Origin of the sequence: Streptomyces sp. NPDC079020, from assembly GCF_044542225.1 — a bacterium.
Lineage (GTDB): Bacteria > Actinomycetota > Actinomycetes > Streptomycetales > Streptomycetaceae > Streptomyces.
This window is the reverse complement of the sequence record NZ_JBITUB010000002.1, coordinates 294672-311431: the sequence shown is the minus strand read 5'-3', so window position 1 is coordinate 311431 and position 16760 is coordinate 294672. Positions and strand designations below refer to the sequence as shown.

The following is a 16760-nucleotide window of genomic DNA, read 5'->3' as shown; positions in this document are numbered from 1 at the left end:
TTCCCCGTCTACCCGTGGAGCGCCCGCCGGCACAGGGCCAGCAGTTTTTCGTCCTCGTACGTGTCGTGGCTGCCGTACCCGCCGTCCATGGCGTTGTGGCGGCGTACGGAGGCGAGCTCGGCCCGCAGCACGTGCGCTGCCTGTGACCCTGCACCAGCGGGCCCCATCCGCGCCAGGGCTTCCGCCACCCGGACTCTGACGTGACGGTTCTTCTCCCAGGCGGCGAGGAGCACGGGAACGCTCTCCCCGGCCCGTCCCGACACCTCCCACAGGGCGATCGCGGCGTCCACCCGCAGCCACAGCTCGTCGTGCGCCAGGAGCGCGCGCAGCCGGGGCGCGACCACCGCCGCCCGCGGCCCGAGCCCGCCCAGCGCGGACGCCGCCGTACGCCGGTCGTGCACATGCTCCGCCCGTAGCCCCTCGATCAGCACCGGCAGCACGGCATCGGCGTCACCGGCGACCGCCCACAGCGCCTCGGCCGCCTCCGTGGCCGCCGCCGTCCCCGGCCGCCGGATCAGGGCCCGCAGCTCCGGTACGGCGCAGTGCGCCGCCGGTCCGAACGAGCCGAGCGCCCGCAGCGCCGCCGTACGCAGCCACTCGCCCCGGTACTCCGGCGCCCCGCGCAGCACCCGCAGCACCTCGGGCGCCGCCTCGCCCGCCCGCAGCCCGGTCAGCCCGGCCAGCAGTGGGCTCGCGCGGTCGTACGCCCCCTCGTCGAGGCTCACCTCCCCGAGCCTGCGCCGCAGCGCGTCCGCGAGCGGCGCGGCGGCGGCCCCGAGGTGGCCGATGGCGTACCCCACGTCGTGCGGCACCTCGGACCGCTCCAGCGCCGCCGCCAGGGCGGGCACGGCGCGGGCGTCGCCGAGCCGGGCCAGCGCCTTCACGGTGGGGCCGAGCCCGGGAGGCCCGCTGGCCCACGCCTTGACCCAGGCGCCGGGGTCGGCGGCCAGCCGGGCCGCCAGGGCGTCCGCGGCGGGGGCGGCCAGACCGAAGAGCTCCTCAAGGACGTGCGAGGCGGCGTCCGCCAGCCGGGGTTCCGGATCCGCGAGCTGGTCACCGATCAGCCGGACGAGACCGTCGTACGAGCCGCGCCAGGCCCGTATCAGCCCGCCGCTCATCCGTACGGCGTCGATGCGCTGCCAGCGGTCCGGGCTGCGCAGCTGGTCGGCGAGCAGGGCGGTCCGGTCGTCCACCCGGTCGTCGAGCCCGACGTGCAGGGTGCGCAGCAGGTCGGCGGCCCAGGGGGTGCTGCGCCCGGCGCTTTCCTCGGCGGACAGGGCGCGCAGTTGCCCCACCCTGGTCGGACCCGCGCTGTGCTCCGCCACGGGTGCGCCCGCGCCCGTCCCGGCGTCGGTGCCGGCCTCGGGGCCGGGTTCCGCTTCGGCGTCGGGCGCGGCCGCCACCGCGCCGTCGGCCTGCGGTGCCGTGCCGGCCTCCGGGTCGGGCGGGATGGCGGGTGCGAGACCGGCTCCGGTCGCGGAGGCCGCCCCGACATCCGCCTTCTCCGGCTTCTCCGCCGGCTCGGCCCTGTCCGCCCGCTCCGGCTTCTCCGTCGTCCCGTTGCGGTACGTCCCCGTCGTGGAACGCAGCTCGCCCAGGAGCCCCGAGACCACCGGGACCACATCGCCGGGCAGCACGTCGGGGGCGCACCGCGCCAGCTGGGCCAGCGCCGCGAGGCGCAGCCCCGGCGCGTACGACTGTGCCGCCAGGAGGCTCAGCCAGTCCGCCACCCGGCCGGCCAGCGGGCGGTGCCGCAGGGCCACCCGCCCGGCCGCCTCGACGAGCGCCAGTCGTACCTCCTCGTCGGCCTCCACCGGCAGCCGCTCCCGCAGCAGCGCGAGTACCCGGACGGGGTGCCGGTGCAGCGTGGCGAGGGCCAGCGGGGCCGCGAGCCGTACCCCGGGGTCCTCGTCGGCGATCAGCTCGAAGAACACCCCGGCACCCGCGGTGACGGCCGCCGCCGCCATCGCGTAGTTCGCGGCGCCCTCGATCTCGTCCTCATCGATCTCGTCCTCGTCGTCCTCGTCCAGATCGAAGCCGCCGATGCTGGTGAGCAGCTCGACCACGCTGCCCCGGTCCTGCACACCCGGGTCCACGGCGAGCTCGAACAGGAACGGAATGCACGCGAGCGTGCAGGCGTAGACATCGCCCTGGTGGTGAACGGCTCCGTACATCCCGTCGAGCGCCATCTCGCGCTCCGCCGGATCGGCCGAGGCGAGCCCCCGGAGAAGTCCGGGCACATCGTCGGCCGGTCCGTAGGCATGCTCCATCGAAGCCCAGTCGACCTCGTCGATCCCCGCGAACACGCCATCCCCTCCCCACGATTACGGCAGCGTCCGAAGACATGTGCCCTTCCGGCACATTCGTCCGGCGTATTCGACCGGCACAGCCTTCCGGCACACTCTTCCGCACGCCCCGAAGAAGCGTCTGGGCAGAGTGTGCACCACGGCCCGGACAATCCACCCTCCACTTGCGGCCTTTCCTCAGGCCGTGACCAGGTCATGACCGCTTCATGACCGGACCGCCGGGCGAACCTCTCCCCGGCCGCTTCAGCGGCCGCCCTCCCCCCGGTCCCCGGGCAGCGGACGCGCCGCTTCCGGATCGATCAGCGGGGCGAGCAGATCCCCGTACCGGTCCAGCCGCGCCGCTATGTCCCCGGCCAGGAACACCAGCTCACCGGGTGCCCGGCAGCCCTCGATCTCGTCCCAGGTGACGGGAGCGGAGACGGCCGGCTCCGCCCTGGCGCGGAGGGTGTAGGGCGTGGCGGTCGTCTTCGCTGCGGCGTTCTGGCTGAAGTCGACAAATACCTTTCCCGGCCTCAGGGCGCGGGTCATCCGGTGCACGACCAGCTCCGGCAGGGCGCTCGCGGCCTCCACCGCCAGCCCCTTCGCGTACGCCGACACCTGGCCGGAAGGGGTGGGCTCCAGCGGCACGAGCAGGTGCAGCCCCTTGGAGCCGGAGGTCTTGCCGTACGGGAGGAGGCCGTCGGCGGCCAGCCGTTCCCGCAGCCAGAGCGCCACCGTGCAGCACTCCACGATGCTCGCGGGAGCCCCGGGATCCAGATCGAGGACCATCCGGTCGGCGATCCCCGGCGCGTCCGTGCGCCACTGCGGGGTGTGGAACTCCACCACCAGGTTCGCCGCCCACACCAGTGAGGGCAGGTCCTGGACGAGCACCTGCCGGGCGTTCTGCCCCTCATGGCGGGGCACGACGGCGGTACGCACCCAGGCGGGCGTACCGGGCGGCGGATTCTTGGTGAAGAACAGCTGGCCGCCGGGCCCGTCCGGATAGCGCAGGAAGGACACCGGCCGGTCGCGCAGATGCGGGAGCAGTGCCCCGGCCGCGGTGGCCGCGTAGTAGTGCAGCACCTCGCCCTTGGTGGTCCCGGTGGCCGGGTACAGCACCTTGTCGAGATTGCTGAGCGCCAGGCGCCGCCCCTCCACCTCGGTGATCGGCGTCATACGATAAGAATCACATGAAAACAGGTATAGGTGATCTTTAATGGCAAAAGGGGTGAACGGTGAGGTCCATATGGAACGGCGCGATCTCCTTCGGGCTGGTCAGCATCCCCATCAAGCTGGTGAACGCCACCGAGAGCCATTCGGTCTCCTTCCGGCAGATCCATCTCGCCGACGGTGGCCGGATCCGGTACCGCAAGGTGTGCGAACTGGACGAGGAGGAGGTGGCGGCCGCCGAGATCGGCAAGGCGTACGAGGACGCCGACGGCTCGATGATCCCGATCACCGATGAGGACCTCGCCTCCCTTCCGCTGCCCACGGCCAAGACGATCGAGATCGTCGCCTTCGTGCCCGCCGAGGAGATCGACCCGCTCCAGATGGACGCGGCGTACTACCTCTCCGCCAACGGAGTCCCGGCCGCCAAGCCCTACACCCTGCTGCGCGAGGCCCTGAAGCGCAGCCGGAAGGTCGCCGTGGCCAAGTACGCGCTGCGCGGGCGCGAACGCCTCGGCATGCTGCGGGTGGTCGACGACGTGATCGCGATGCACGGCCTGCTGTGGCCCGACGAGATCCGCGCCCCGGACGGCGTGGCCCCGGAGACCGACGTCACGGTCCGTGACGCGGAACTCGACCTGGCGGACGCGCTGATGGCGACCCTCGGCGAGGTCGACATGGACACGCTGCACGACGACTACCGCGAGGCCGTCGAGGAGCTGATCGCCGCCAAGGCCTCCGGCGAGACGCGGGAACCGGCGGCGGCGGAATCCGGTGGAGGCAAGGTCATCGACCTGATCGCGGCCCTGGAGAACAGCGTCCGCGCGGCGAAGGAGTCCCGGGGCGAGGACGACATGGCGGAGGTCCACCCCATCCGCGGGACGTCGGGGAGGACGGGCGGCAGGGCCACGGCGAAGACCGCGGACAAGGCCACAGGCAGGACCAAGGAAGAACGCGCCGAAAAGACCACCGGCCGGACCACCGGCACATCCACCGGCACATCCACCGGCACATCCACCGGCACATCCGCCGGCAAGACGCCGCGGAAGACGACGCACCGCACCCCGACCGGCAAGACGGTGTCACGCTCGGGCGGGGGCGGCACGTCCTCCGCCACAGCGAAGAAGGCGGCCCCCAAGGCCACCGGGGCGAAGAAGTCCACGGCGACGGCGAAGAAGGCGGCCGCGCGGTCCTCGGCGAAGAAGACCGCGGCGAAGAAGACGGCGTCCGACAGCCGCGGCGCGTCGAAGAAGGCCCGGTCCTCGTCCGGGAAGCGCGCCTCGGCCTGAACCCCGGCCCCGGCTCACTGCCCCGACTCACTGCTCCGGATCTCCGCCCCGGATCTCCGCCTCGGCCTGAACCCCGGCCCCGGCTCACTGCCCCGGCTCACTGCCCCGGCCCAGGGTGACCGCTGTCGTACCGCCCCCGTACGCTACGGCCCATGAGCGCAGAGGCCCCTTCGGAACGGGTGATCGACGGCCGCTTCACACTGGTGGAGCGGCTCGGCAGCGGCGGCATGGGAATGGTCTGGCGGGCCCATGACCTCGCGCTGCACCGCGATGTCGCGCTCAAGGAGGTCCGCCCCCCGGACCCCACCCTGGCCGACTACGACCCGGAGGCCGCCCGCACGCTGCGCTCCCGGGTCCTGCGCGAGGCCCGCGCGCTCGCCCGCCTCGACCACCCCAACGTGGTCACCGTCCACCACATCGTCGACCCCGGCGAGGACGGCTACCCATGGATCGTCATGGAACTGGTGCCCGGAGCATCCCTCCAGGAACGCCTCGCCCAGGGGCCCATGGAGCCGGCCGAGGCCGCCGGACTCGGCCGCGGCATCCTCTCCGCCCTGCGCGCCGCCCACGCGGCGGGCATCCACCACCGTGACGTCAAGCCCGCCAACGTCCTGCTCCGCGCCGACGGCCGCCCGGTCCTCACCGACTTCGGCATCGCCGCGATCCGCGAGTCCACCAGCCTGACGATGACCGGCGCCCTCATCGGCTCACCCGACTACATCGCCCCCGAACGCATCCGGGGCACCGAGGGCGACCCGTCCTCCGACCTCTGGTCGCTCGGCATGCTGCTGTACGTCGCGGTGGAGGGCCACCACCCGCTGCGCAAGGCCACCACGCTCGCCACACTGGCGGCCGTCCTCGACGAGGAGGTGGCGCCGCCGGTCAGGGCGGGTGTGCTCACCCCCGTCCTGACCGCGCTGCTGACCAGGGACATCCCCGCCCGCCCGGACGTCGACGAGCTGGACAGGATGCTGGCGGCCGCGGCCGCCGGAACGTCCCCCGCGCCCCCGCCCGCCCCCGCGGCGCCGTCCGCCGCGACTCCCGCCGCGCCGCCCACCCTTCCGCTGGGCCCGGCCGGCCGCACGCCGGGGCCGGGGTTCCACACCCTGTCGGGTACCCCCGCGGACCGCATACCGTCGGCGCCCGCCACCGGGCCCGCCCCGGTGGACGCCCCCGTCCCCCCGCCCGAGGCACCCGCCCCGTTCGCCGTGAAGGGCCCGCCGCGCAACCCCTACGCCCCGGGGCCACCGACACCGGCCGACCTCGAACGCCAACGCAGGCTCCGCCGCCGGTTCCGCGTGATCGCGGGCGTCGCCTCCGTCGTGACCACCGCGGTGGCGGGAGGCGTCCTGGTCTGGGTGCTGTCCATGTCCGGATCGCCCACGGACGGGGACAAGGACCGGCCTACGACGGCCGCGAGCTCCTCGGCCGGCGCCCGGGGCACCAATCCCACCCCGAAGATGTCCACCGCGAAGGAGATCCCCGCCGGGCAGACGAATCTGCTGACCCCGAAGGGGGCGCGGGAGGCCATCAAGGGGCTCAAGCCGCTCATGGGCGGCACGAAGGTCACCGACTTCACCCTCTACGACGAGCACGCCTCGGCCCAGGCACCCCTGCCGTCCAACTCCACGCTGTACGACCAGTTCAGCTACCGGGACGGCGAGGCCAGCAACGACGACATGGGCGGCACGCTCACCTCCGGGGAGACCGCCGTCGACCTGCTCTCCGTCGACTGGGACGCGCTGCCCGCCCTGCTGCGCACGGCCGACAAGACCCTCAACATCCCCGTCCCGGACAGTCATTACGTGATCGTGGACCCGTCGTCCCCCTTCCATGACGACCAGCCGGTGCTGCGCGTCTATGTCTCCGACAAATACGGCGGTGCCTTCCTCACCGCGCACCTCGACGGACGGGTCATCGAGAAGAACCCGCGCCCCAAGGGCTGACGCACCCGCCCGTTCAGCGGCGCGGAGCCGACGCGGGACTGAACGGATCGGGCAGCGTGGGCGGATCGAGCCCCAGCGGGTTCCGCTCGATGACATACGTGCAGCTCGTGTACGTATAGCCGGGCTGGATGGTGGACCCCGAGGTGTAGCTGTCCACGGCCGCGGTCGCTCCCGAGCCGTGCTTGTACAGGAAGTGGTATTTGCCCGCGGGGAGTTGGAGCCGCGCCTTGGGGTATTTCTTCCCGCTCGCCCGGCAGGCCCGCGCCGACCCGGTGGAGGCGCTGTAGCGCTCGCAGCTCCCACAGGACTTCAGCTTCACGGTGCCCGTCACCGGCCCCGTGTAGAGCACCTCGACGGCGTTCGGCGCGTCATTGCTGATGACGAGCTCCATCCGGGCGCCGCCCGGCTCGCGGGACGGCGGCAGCCGCTTGCCGGCCGAGGGCCGGTCATCGGCGATCTCCGCGGCGATGGCGATGTTCCGCGCCCGCCGCACCCGCTCGTCGTCCTTGTACGTACGGGCGAACCCGGTCAGCGTCCGACGCGCCTCGGTGAACTTCTCGTCCTCGAACTCGTCCACCCCACAGGCGTACACCCCGTCCCGCACACCACGGTCGGCCTCGGCGCCCAGCGCCGACACGCTCTTCTCCGGCAGCCCGGAGGCCGCCGCGCCGAGACTGCGCAGCACCTCGGTGGCCGCGCACGGCTCGGCCCCCTTCAGCGCCGCCACCTGCGCCCTGATCCTCCCCGATATCGCCGGTCCCACCTGCTTCGCCGACGCGGAACCGGGGAACGTGCGCAGCAGCTCGCCCAGTTCGGTGCCGCCACCGCCCACGTTTCCGAGTCGGGAGACGCCGCACGCGTACAGCGACTCGGCGAGCGGCGCGTCGGGCCAGCGGGCCAGATCACCGAGCAGCTTCGCGTCGACGGAGCCGGGGAGTGTACGCAGATACGTCAACGGCTCGACGGCCGGGCAGTACTGCTCGTCCCGGTACGGCGCGGAGACGGACTCGTAGTACGCCTTCAGCCGGGCCGGGACCAGCTTTCCGGCCCGTGAGCCGCCGTGCTCCTCACCCAGTTCGCGATAGACGGCGAGCGCCGACCGGTAGTCCGCCCGCGCGCTGCCGAACGGCAGCCGCGACGCCGCCCTGACCGCCTCGTCCCCGGTCTCCAGCCGGTCGAGCAGCATCTGCTCGACGGCCTCGTCGCGCTCGGAGCCGTAGACCACGACGCCGCCCACAGGCACGGCCAGCAGCACCACACCCAGACCGGCCGCGAGCACCGGTCGCCAGGACCCGCCCACGGCCGAACGCCGGGCGGTCCGGGCCCCGTCCGCGACGGCGGCGGCCAGCACCACGAGGCAGCCGGCGAGCACCCAGCCCGGCACCCCGTCGGGATCGGCGGGCAGCGCCGCCAGCAGCAGCGCCCCGGCCGCCGCCCAGCAGCGCGCGGCCCGCGACCAGCGGCGCATCAGGACATATCCGAGGCCGAGCCCGCTCAGATTGAGCAGCCCGACGGCCACGGAACGCACGAGCGAGCCGGGCGGCGGCGGCCCGATCGTGGGCGGCCGGAGAGGCGGCGGCGGAACGGACGACAGCACCTCGGGCTCCCGCCCCGGCCCGCCACCGGCCCCGCTCCCCGCTCCACCGCCGGATCCGTCACCTGCTCCGCTGCCGGGTCCCATGAACCGATCGCCGGACTCCATAACGGTCCCCCCACCGTCGAGCCACACAAAGTCCCCGTGAATCTGCCCGGTTCCGTCACCTTTCACGCACGCTCCGGGCGCGATTCGATGCGGGCCCCGGAGACGCGACAGCACTTAGACTGCGACCTGCCGCGACTGGCGCGTGCCCCGGCAGGGGCGCTCCGTGGAAACGACCACGAGGGAGCGGCACACCCCGGGCATGCCCGGGGCGTCATCTCCGGAGGGCCGTCCGCCTGGGCATCCGGGTCCACGCCGCACTTACGCGGCCGACCCGGAAGGACCACTTCCATGACCACCCGCGCACCCGGCATCCCCACTGCCACCGCTCCCACCACCGCACCGCGCCATCCGGCACTGGCCTCGGCGGACCCGGACCTCGCCGCTCTGGTGGTGGCCGAGGAGCAGCTCCAGGCGGACACCCTGAGGCTGATCCCCAGCGAGAACTACGTCTCCGCGGCGGTCCTCGAAGCCTCCGGCACGGTGCTCCAGAACAAGTACTCCGAGGGCTACCCCGGCAAGCGCTACTACGAGGGCCAGCAGATCATTGACCAGGTGGAGACGCTGGCCGCCGAGCGCGCCCGCGCACTGTTCCGCATGGACCACGCCAACGTCCAGCCCTACTCGGGCTCCCCGGCCAACCTGGCCGTGTACATGGCCTTCCTCAAGCCCGGTGACACCGTGCTGGGCATGGGACTGCCGATGGGCGGCCACCTCACCCACGGCTGGGGCGTCTCCGCGACCGGCAGCTGGTTCCGCGGCGTGCGGTACGGGGTCCGCCGCGACACGGGCCGCGTCGACCTGGACGAGGTGCGCGAACTGGCCCTCGCCGAGCGCCCGAAGGTCATCTTCTGTGGTGGTACGGCGGTTCCCCGCACGATCGACTTCGCGGGCTTCGCCGAGATCGCCCGCGAGACCGGCGCGGTCCTGGTGGCCGACGTCGCCCACATCTCCGGCCTGATCGCGGGCGGTGCCCACCCCTCGCCCGCCCCGTACGCGGACGTGGTCTCCACCACCACCCACAAAACCCTGCGCGGCCCGCGCGGCGCGATGCTCCTGAGCACGGCGGAACACGCACGTGCGATCAACCGCGCGGTCTTCCCCGGCCTCCAGGGCGGCCCCCACAACCAGACCACGGCCGCCATCGCGGTCGCCCTCAGGGAAGCCGCCACCCCCGACTTCAGCGCCTACGCCCACCAGGTGGTGACCAACGCCCGCGCCCTGGGCGACGAGCTCTCCGCCCGTGGCTTCGACCTGGTCTCCGGCGGCACGGACAACCACCTCCTCCTGATCGACCTCACGGCCAAGGACGTCCCCGGCAAGATCGCGGCCAAGGCCCTGGACCGCGCCGGCATCGTGGTCAACCACAACACCGTCCCCTACGACCCCCGCAAGCCTTTCGACCCCTCCGGCATCCGCATCGGCACCCCGGCCCTGACCTCCCGCGGCATCCCCGCCGCCGCGATGGCCGCGGTCGCGCAGTGGATCGACCAAGTGGTCGAGGCATCCCGTACGGGCGACGAATCCACCATCACCAGGATCAGGTCCGAGGTGAAGGACCTGATGGACAGCCACCCGGCCCCGGGCCTGCCGGTGGGCTGACTACCCGAAAGGCTGCCAGGCGGCGGTGTGCGGCACCGGGACCGCCCTGGTGCCGCTGTGACGGCCAACATCTCATCCAGAGAGGATCTGGAGCCGGTTGACCGCCCGGTGGCGGATGCGAGCGGGATGAGAGAAAGCGGATGTGGCCGTCAGACCGGGACGCCTGCTGGCACGTGAGGTGCCGGCCCGTGCTGCATCGGTCGACCGACGTACCGGTGAATAGTTCGCCGCCCGGGCCGTACAGGTGAGGGCTGTCAGTCACCCGGCGTTTGTCGCGCGGACTGGAACGTAAACCTGACTGGCCCGCCAACGGCTTCTGCTGCCCCGTCGAGGTCGGCCAAACGGGCAGCCAGGGTTGCCTCGGCCAGCCGTGAGGGTAGTGCTGCGCTGAACTTCAGGCCATGGAGAGCGCGAGGGTCCACCGAGGGGAGGCAGAGCCGTCCTGCCGCATCGGACTTGGCCTGCTTCCATTCCTGAGGCGTGATGTCTTCGCGGAGACGGACGTACGCGTCCGTTGGACGCTGCAGAGGATCTGCGGCGGAACCGAGCGAGGCTGCCAGGGTCGCGTTGGCCCTGGACCCGGCCCACGTCCACCACCGCACGTTGGTGTCCCGTCCGCCGCGCAGGATCACCGAGGCCTCCGGGTGCACCAGTTCGGCTCCTCTCTCCCGGACCTGATCGAGGGCGCTGTCAGCACGTCGGGTGAAGGTGACCGGAGGCGTCTCACCGAGAAGAATCTCCCGTGCCGCGCGCGTCAACGCGTGGGAGCCGGAACGGGACAGACCCAGCCCGCCCCATCGGGCTTTCCCTCCCCCGTCCACCGGCTCGACGAAGCAGCGGCGTCGCGACCAATCGATGTAGCTGACCTGCCAGCTGCGTCCAGAGAGCAACAGCCGCCGCGGCCCGGCAATTTCTTCAGTCAGCAGTGCGGGATCCGTTGTGCCGATCTCGGTGCGGCCCGACAGGACGGTGAACTCGGGGGCTGCGATGAATACGGCCGTGAGATCCATGAAGTGCCGGTATCCGAAGCGTTTTTCGGCCTCGGGGCCGATGAACAGCATCCCGCTGTCACGGTTCAGATAGCCTTCCGCGATCAGATGGCGTACGAGCGGCTCGGCGGACGGTCCGAACGGTCCGAGCCCACCCCACCAGTCCTGCCACATCCGGTCCCCGACGCGGTGTTCCTGAAGGCAGAGCGCGAGCACCTGCTGAGCGACGATGTGCCGCGGTTCGGGCGGCGCGACGACTGGTTCGACCCATCCGCGTGACCAGAGCAGCAGAAGCGCGGCGGCCGACAACAGGCCGGCCTCATCGAGTGTGAGGAAGAGGCAGTTGCGCGTCGACCCGGGCCGCCGTCCGGTCCGTCCGAGACGCTGGAGGAAGGAAGCCACCGTCCCGGGTGCGTCGACCTGGATGACCCGGTCGAGGTCACCCACATCGATGCCGAGTTCCAGCGTGCTCGTGGAGACGATCACACAGTCTCGTGCGTCCGCGAAGGCTTCCTCGGCGCGCCGCCGTTCGTCCGCGGACAGCGACGCATGGGACAGGAACGCCGTCACGCCTTTCGCGCGCAGCGCCTCACCGAGCTCCTCGACCTGCTTGCGCGACTCGCAGAACACCAGACGCTTCTCGCCTCTGTGCAAGGCCGCGATCACTGTGGCCGCGTTGGCCAGTGAACCTACGTAGTCGAGCTGGATATCCCCTGAGGGAGGAGACTGCGGTGCCGACGACGCTTGGGTGCGCAGATGAGGAGCGACCACTCGTGGGTTGCCCTCTTTCGAGCCGCCCCGAGCCCCCCGCAACCAGGTGAGCAACTGCTCCGGGTTTCCCACGGTCGCCGAGAGGCCCACCCGTTGGACCGGGCGTCCGGCCACGCGCTCCAGCCGCTCCAGTACGGCAAGCAGGTGCCATCCCCGGTCGTCCCCGGCGAAGGCGTGCACCTCGTCCACGACGATGGTGCGCAGCCCGGAGAAGAATGCCTTGTGGTCGACGTTCGCGCTGACCAGCATGGCCTCCAGGGATTCCGGAGTGGTCAACAGAACGTCCGGGCGATCCCGCAGGATACGTTTGCGACGGGTCTGCGGTACGTCCCCGTGCCAGAGTGCTGCCGTACGCCCGAGCCACGATGTGTACGCTCCCAGCCGGGGCAGCAGGTTGTTCAGCAGAGCTTTGAGGGGACAGACGTACAGGACCGAGGTGCCGGTCCACTTTTCCCGCGCCATGCGTGAGAGCAACGGAAAGGTCGCCGCCTCGGTCTTCCCTCCGGCGGTGGGCGCCAGCAGCAACGCGTCCGAGCCGTCGATGAGCGGCGTGATTGCCTCCTCCTGGAGCGGACGCAGCCCTGGCCAGCCCAGGGTGTTCACGATGTGATGGACAATTCCCGGGTGGAGCAGATCCAGTGGATCGGGCGCCGTGGTCATGGAAGGTCCAGTTCGATCTCGTCCGGACTGTCGGCCGCCGCGTTGCGTTCGACCTCGCTCATCTCCGCTGCCTTGACCGTCAGAGCGTAGTGCTTGCGCGGATCGAAGTCGTCGAACTGGTCGACACGGTCCAGAACGTCGCCCACGAGCTTCTTCAGGAACAGCCGGGGTGCCACACCCACCCTTCCGCCGAGCGCCCCGCCGACGGCAGCTGCCAGTTCAGCGATGTAGGCGTCGTCCACCACGGTTCTGACGCGCTCGGAATCATGGATTCCGTCCGCGTACAGGTCGCGGATGGTCGTCCCCAGACCCACCAGCGACTCCTGGGTGAAGCCGGGCAGCCGGACCTGCACGGCGCGTGGATTGTCGAAACGGAGGTCGGTGCTGAAGTCGGTGGCGAGGCGCTGCGCCAACGGCGCGAGACGCTGGACCCCCTGCTGGCCTTCGTAGAACGCCGGAGTGCCCGTGATCAGTAGATACAGGCCGGGGAATCGTCCGGAGTGCACCTCGTCGATGAGTTGCCGCAGCGCGTTCAGTGCCTTGTCGCGTGCGTCGGAACGGACCCGCTGAAGAGTTTCCACCTCATCGAGCACGACGAACAGACCCTTGTGCCCGGAATCCCGCAGCACGGTCAGCAGCCCCTGCAGGAATCCGAAGGCGCCGAAGTGGTCAAGGTCGCCGCGGACCCCGGCGGCTCTGCGTGCCGAGGCGGCGACATGTGGCTGACCTCCCAGCCAGGCCATCACCGCGGCGGCGGTCACCTCGTCGCCGGAGGTGAGCGCGGTCCGGTAGCCGCGAAGGGCTGTCGCGAAGGACGGGGCGTGCCGGGAAACGTCGGTGAGCCGGGCTGCCATGAGTTGTTCGACGGCCTCCGCCAGGTCCTCCTCCGCTGCCCCCGCGGCGAGCGAGTCCTCCTCCAGGGCGTAGAACCACGCGTCCACGACCGGGCGCAGCGCGCTCGGGGGAAATCCTGAGGTGGTCAGCCGCTCGGTGAGGCGGCGGTAGACCGTCTCCAGTTTGTGCAGCGGCGTCTCGGTCTCGGAGACCTGAATCTCGGCGACGGCGAAGTTGCGCCTTTTGGCGCGCTCGCCGAGCCACCTGGTGAAGAAGGTCTTGCCGGACCCGTACTCTCCCCGTACCGCCTTGAAAACGGACGCGCCCGAGGCTACTGCGTCGAGTTCGGCGTCGAGCGCCGACTCGAACCTCCCCAGGCCGGTCGCGAGCAGATCGAGGCCGCTCTCGGGAACGGCACCGCGCCGCAGTGCGTCGATCACATCGCGGCGCCGGGCTGCGCTGACGGGGCCGGTGCGTTCGGGTCTGTCGATACTCACCCGCTCAGTCTCCCATCCGAGGGGAGTTCCGGGGGATCGGCCGGAATATGCCCTTAACGCCCCTGCTGTGCCCGCATTGGATTGACACCTGGGCGACCCGCCGGTCAAATTCTCAGTGCACAGTTCTGGTAAGAGTGGGGGAAGAAGCGGCGTGGCGCTCGACAATCCGAATCTGAAGGACGTACTTACGGAGGTCGCATCCGGCGCCCTCCAATTGCCCGACTTCCAGCGGGAGTGGAAGTGGGACGACGAGCGCATCAGGGCACTCATCGCGACAGTGACGCTGAAGTATCCGCTCGGTGTGGTCATGTCACTGCATACAGGTGGTACCTCCCAGTTCAAACCGCGGACGCTCAAGGGCGCCGAGTCCGCCGAGGGCCGGACCCCCGACCTGTTGCTGCTTGACGGGCAGCAGCGGATGACCTCGCTCTTCCAGGCGCTGCATCACGACGCTCCGGTCGCAACGGTCGATTCCCGGGGCAACGACCTGAAGTGCTGGTACTACGTCGACATTGCCAAGGCCGTCGGCGCTCCCGCCGACCGTGACGACGCGATTGTCTCCGTGCCCGAGGACCGCAAGCTGAAGCGGGACTTCGCCCGAAGAGTCGTGCTGGATCTGAGCACGGTCGAGGGTGAGTGCGATGCCGGTTACTTTCCGCTCCACTTCGTCTTCGATACTCATCGGGTAAGTGAATGGCAGAAGGAGTTTGTGAGGGATCGGCCCCACAACTGGCCGCTGTGGGGCGAGTTCCAGGCGCAGGTCCTGCACAACATGCTGTCGTTCGATGTTCCGATGATCAAACTCGCGGCCACCACGACCACGGATGCCGTGTGCGCGGTGTTCGAGCGGGTGAACACCGGAGGTGTGCCCCTGAATGTCTTCGAACTGCTCACGGCCACCTATGCGGGGAACCAGGAACACGTTGCCGAGCACGGCGACTACTACCGACTGCCGGACGAGTGGCAGGAGATCAAGAAGGAACTGACGTCCGCGTACCCGGTCTTCGGCCGTCCGGAGGACGGTCCGGAGGACGGCCTGAGCAGCAGCGACTTCCTTCAGGCGGTCTCGCTGGTCCGCACTTGGGAAGCCAAGCAGGCAGGAGCAGGAACGTCCGTGTCCTGCAAGCGCCGGGATCTTCTCAACCTTCCGCTCGCAGATTTCCGGAGGCTGGCGCCCCGGGTTGCGGCTGCGTTCGCATGGGTGGGCGGGTTCCTGGAGCGTCAGTCCATCGTCCGCACCGGAGACCTGCCCTATCGCACGCAGTTGGTTCCGCTGGCCGCCGTGCGCGCGCTCATCGGCACGGAGACGGACACCCCGCTCGCCGACGAGCGGATCACACAGTGGTACTGGTGCGGCGTCCTCGGCGAGATGTACGGCGGCTCACTGGAGACCCGATTCACCAGGGACGTCGAGCAGCTGATCGGCTGGGTCGGCGATGCGGTCGAAGCGGCCCCCGACACAGTCAGTGAAGCGGCCTTCCTCGATGACCGACTGGACACTCTGACGACCCGCAACAGTGCTGCCTACAAGGGGATCTATGCCCTCCTGATCAAGCAGGGCGCCGTGGACTGGTATTTCACCGACAACCCTCTCGCTCCGGCGCAACTGGTGGAGCATGCGGTCGATGTACGGCTGATCTTCCCCAAGACGTGGATCGCCAAGAACGAGCCCACCTGGGCCAAGTACGCCACGTCGATTGTCAACAAGACCCCGATCTCTCTTCGGGCCAGCAAGAGCATGTCAGGTCCGCCCGGTGCCTATCTCAAGACGCTCTCGCTCGAATCCGGCATGCGCAACGAATGGTTCGAAGATGTCGTGGCCACCCACCTCGTTGACGTGGACGCTTTGAAAGAGAGCGACTTCGTTCGTTTCTACGAGAACCGGGCGAAGCAGCTCCGTGATCTGGTCAGGGCTGCCATGGGCAAGCGCACCGTCTTCCGCGACGCGACGGAATGGTGAGTGCGCCCATGCTTCAGAACCCCTCCGGGGAAGACCTCCTCGCACTCAAGGGCAAGCGGATTCCTGTCCTGGAGCTCCTGGCCCTGTTCGGCACGCGCCTGCGCAACGATCTGACAGTGCCGCGCGTTGAACAGGCGCTCAAGGACGTCGGCCTCGCCACGCTTCCGTACTTCGCCAACTGCAACAACCGCGCCGACATCCACATAGTGCCGTGGCAGCAAGCTGCCCCTCAGGAATCGGCCGACCATGCCGAGGACGAGACGGCCGACGATGCCGAAGAGCTGCCTTCCGGCGGGCTGCCGGCGCGACCTCTGCGTATTGGGGACATCCCCTCCGCGGTGAGTGGGCTGTTCTCCGTGACGCCGGACACGGCGCTGACGGAGGTGACGTACCTCATGAGGACGAAGAAGTACTCCCAGATCCCCGTCATCGAAGGGGGATCGACACTGCATGGCGTCGTCACCTGGAGCTCGGTGGCGAAGATGTACGAAACCACATCCGCCGCTGTCCTGGCGCAGGCGATGGTGACCGACGATGTGCCGGTGGTCGAGGCGCGCCACGACTTCTTCGCGTTGCTCTCCCGGGTCAGCGACGAGGACTACCTGCTGGTCCGAGCGAACAACGGCACATTCTGCGGCATCGTGACGGCGGCCGACATCACCGACCGGTTCGGCACAACGGCCTGGCCCTTCTTCGTCGTGGGGGAGATCGAGTCCCGGCTCCGGAAGTGTCTTGGTGCGAAGCTCGACGCGGAGGCCATCCGTGCCGTGCAGGGACCCTCGGCAGCGAAGAAGACGGGGCTGATCACTGACCTGATGTTCAACGGCTACGTGAAGCTGCTGGACGCCGATCAGCAGAACCCGACGCTCCGCGCCCTCTCGGACGACAACTGGAAGGCCCTCGGCTGGCCGGGGGTGGACCGGGGGCAGTTCGTTCGCCAGCTCGACCGCGTGCGCGAGATCCGCAACGGCATCGCACACTTCGAAGCGGAGCCGCTGACCGCGAAGCGGTCCGATGAACTTCGTGAATTCGTTGGGCTGTTGCGCCAGATCACCTGAGGC

10 protein-coding genes are annotated in these 16760 nt (G+C 70.3%); 5 read left to right on the top strand and 5 right to left on the bottom strand.

What is annotated here, in order from left to right:
• Positions 1 to 8 precede the first annotated feature (8 nt).
• Positions 9 to 2306, bottom strand: coding sequence for a HEAT repeat domain-containing protein (locus tag ACIGJO_RS05285; RefSeq protein ID WP_399952361.1), 2298 nt, complete (start codon positions 2304 to 2306; stop codon positions 9 to 11).
• 243 nt (positions 2307 to 2549) lie between these two features.
• A complete protein-coding gene (ligD, locus tag ACIGJO_RS05280) occupies positions 2550 to 3461 on the bottom strand; it encodes a non-homologous end-joining DNA ligase (RefSeq protein ID WP_399952358.1) in 912 nt (303 codons plus the stop codon).
• 59 nt (positions 3462 to 3520) lie between these two features.
• Between ligD and ACIGJO_RS05275 the strand changes: the two genes are divergently transcribed.
• Complete coding sequence (locus tag ACIGJO_RS05275; protein WP_399952355.1) at positions 3521 to 4741, top strand: Ku protein; 1221 nt, start codon at positions 3521 to 3523, stop codon at positions 4739 to 4741.
• 152 nt (positions 4742 to 4893) lie between these two features.
• Complete coding sequence (locus ACIGJO_RS05270; RefSeq protein WP_399952352.1) at positions 4894 to 6687, top strand: serine/threonine-protein kinase; 1794 nt, start codon at positions 4894 to 4896, stop codon at positions 6685 to 6687.
• A gap of 13 nt (positions 6688 to 6700) precedes the next feature.
• On the opposite strand, the gene ACIGJO_RS05265 is transcribed toward ACIGJO_RS05270, so the two are convergent.
• Positions 6701 to 8389: a hypothetical protein gene (locus tag ACIGJO_RS05265; protein ID WP_399952349.1), complete on the bottom strand. Its 1689-nt coding sequence runs from the start codon at positions 8387 to 8389 to the stop codon at positions 6701 to 6703.
• 288 nt (positions 8390 to 8677) lie between these two features.
• Between ACIGJO_RS05265 and glyA the strand changes: the two genes are divergently transcribed.
• Positions 8678 to 9988 (top strand): serine hydroxymethyltransferase, encoded by a 1311-nt coding sequence (glyA, locus tag ACIGJO_RS05260; protein ID WP_399952346.1) that lies wholly within the window; start codon positions 8678 to 8680, stop codon positions 9986 to 9988.
• A gap of 254 nt (positions 9989 to 10242) precedes the next feature.
• Here glyA and ACIGJO_RS05255 read toward each other — a convergent pair whose 3' ends face one another.
• Positions 10243 to 12408, bottom strand: coding sequence for a DEAD/DEAH box helicase (locus ACIGJO_RS05255; protein WP_399952343.1), 2166 nt, complete (start codon positions 12406 to 12408; stop codon positions 10243 to 10245).
• Positions 12405 to 13739 (bottom strand): BREX system ATP-binding protein BrxD, encoded by a 1335-nt coding sequence (gene brxD, locus ACIGJO_RS05250; protein ID WP_399952339.1) that lies wholly within the window; start codon positions 13737 to 13739, stop codon positions 12405 to 12407. Before brxD ends, ACIGJO_RS05255 begins: the two co-directional genes overlap by 4 nt.
• A 151-nt stretch (positions 13740 to 13890) precedes the next feature.
• Here brxD and ACIGJO_RS05245 point away from each other — a divergent pair, with 151 nt between their 5' ends.
• Positions 13891 to 15699 carry a DUF262 domain-containing protein gene (locus ACIGJO_RS05245; protein ID WP_399952336.1) on the top strand — a complete coding sequence of 603 codons (1809 nt, stop codon included), beginning with the start codon at positions 13891 to 13893 and terminating at the stop codon, positions 15697 to 15699.
• On the top strand, positions 15693 to 16757 hold the full coding sequence (locus tag ACIGJO_RS05240) for a CBS domain-containing protein (protein ID WP_399952333.1): 1065 nt from the start codon (positions 15693 to 15695) through the stop codon (positions 16755 to 16757). The genes ACIGJO_RS05245 and ACIGJO_RS05240 overlap by 7 nt, the downstream gene beginning before the upstream one ends.
• The last annotated feature ends 3 nt before the right edge of the window (positions 16758 to 16760 follow it).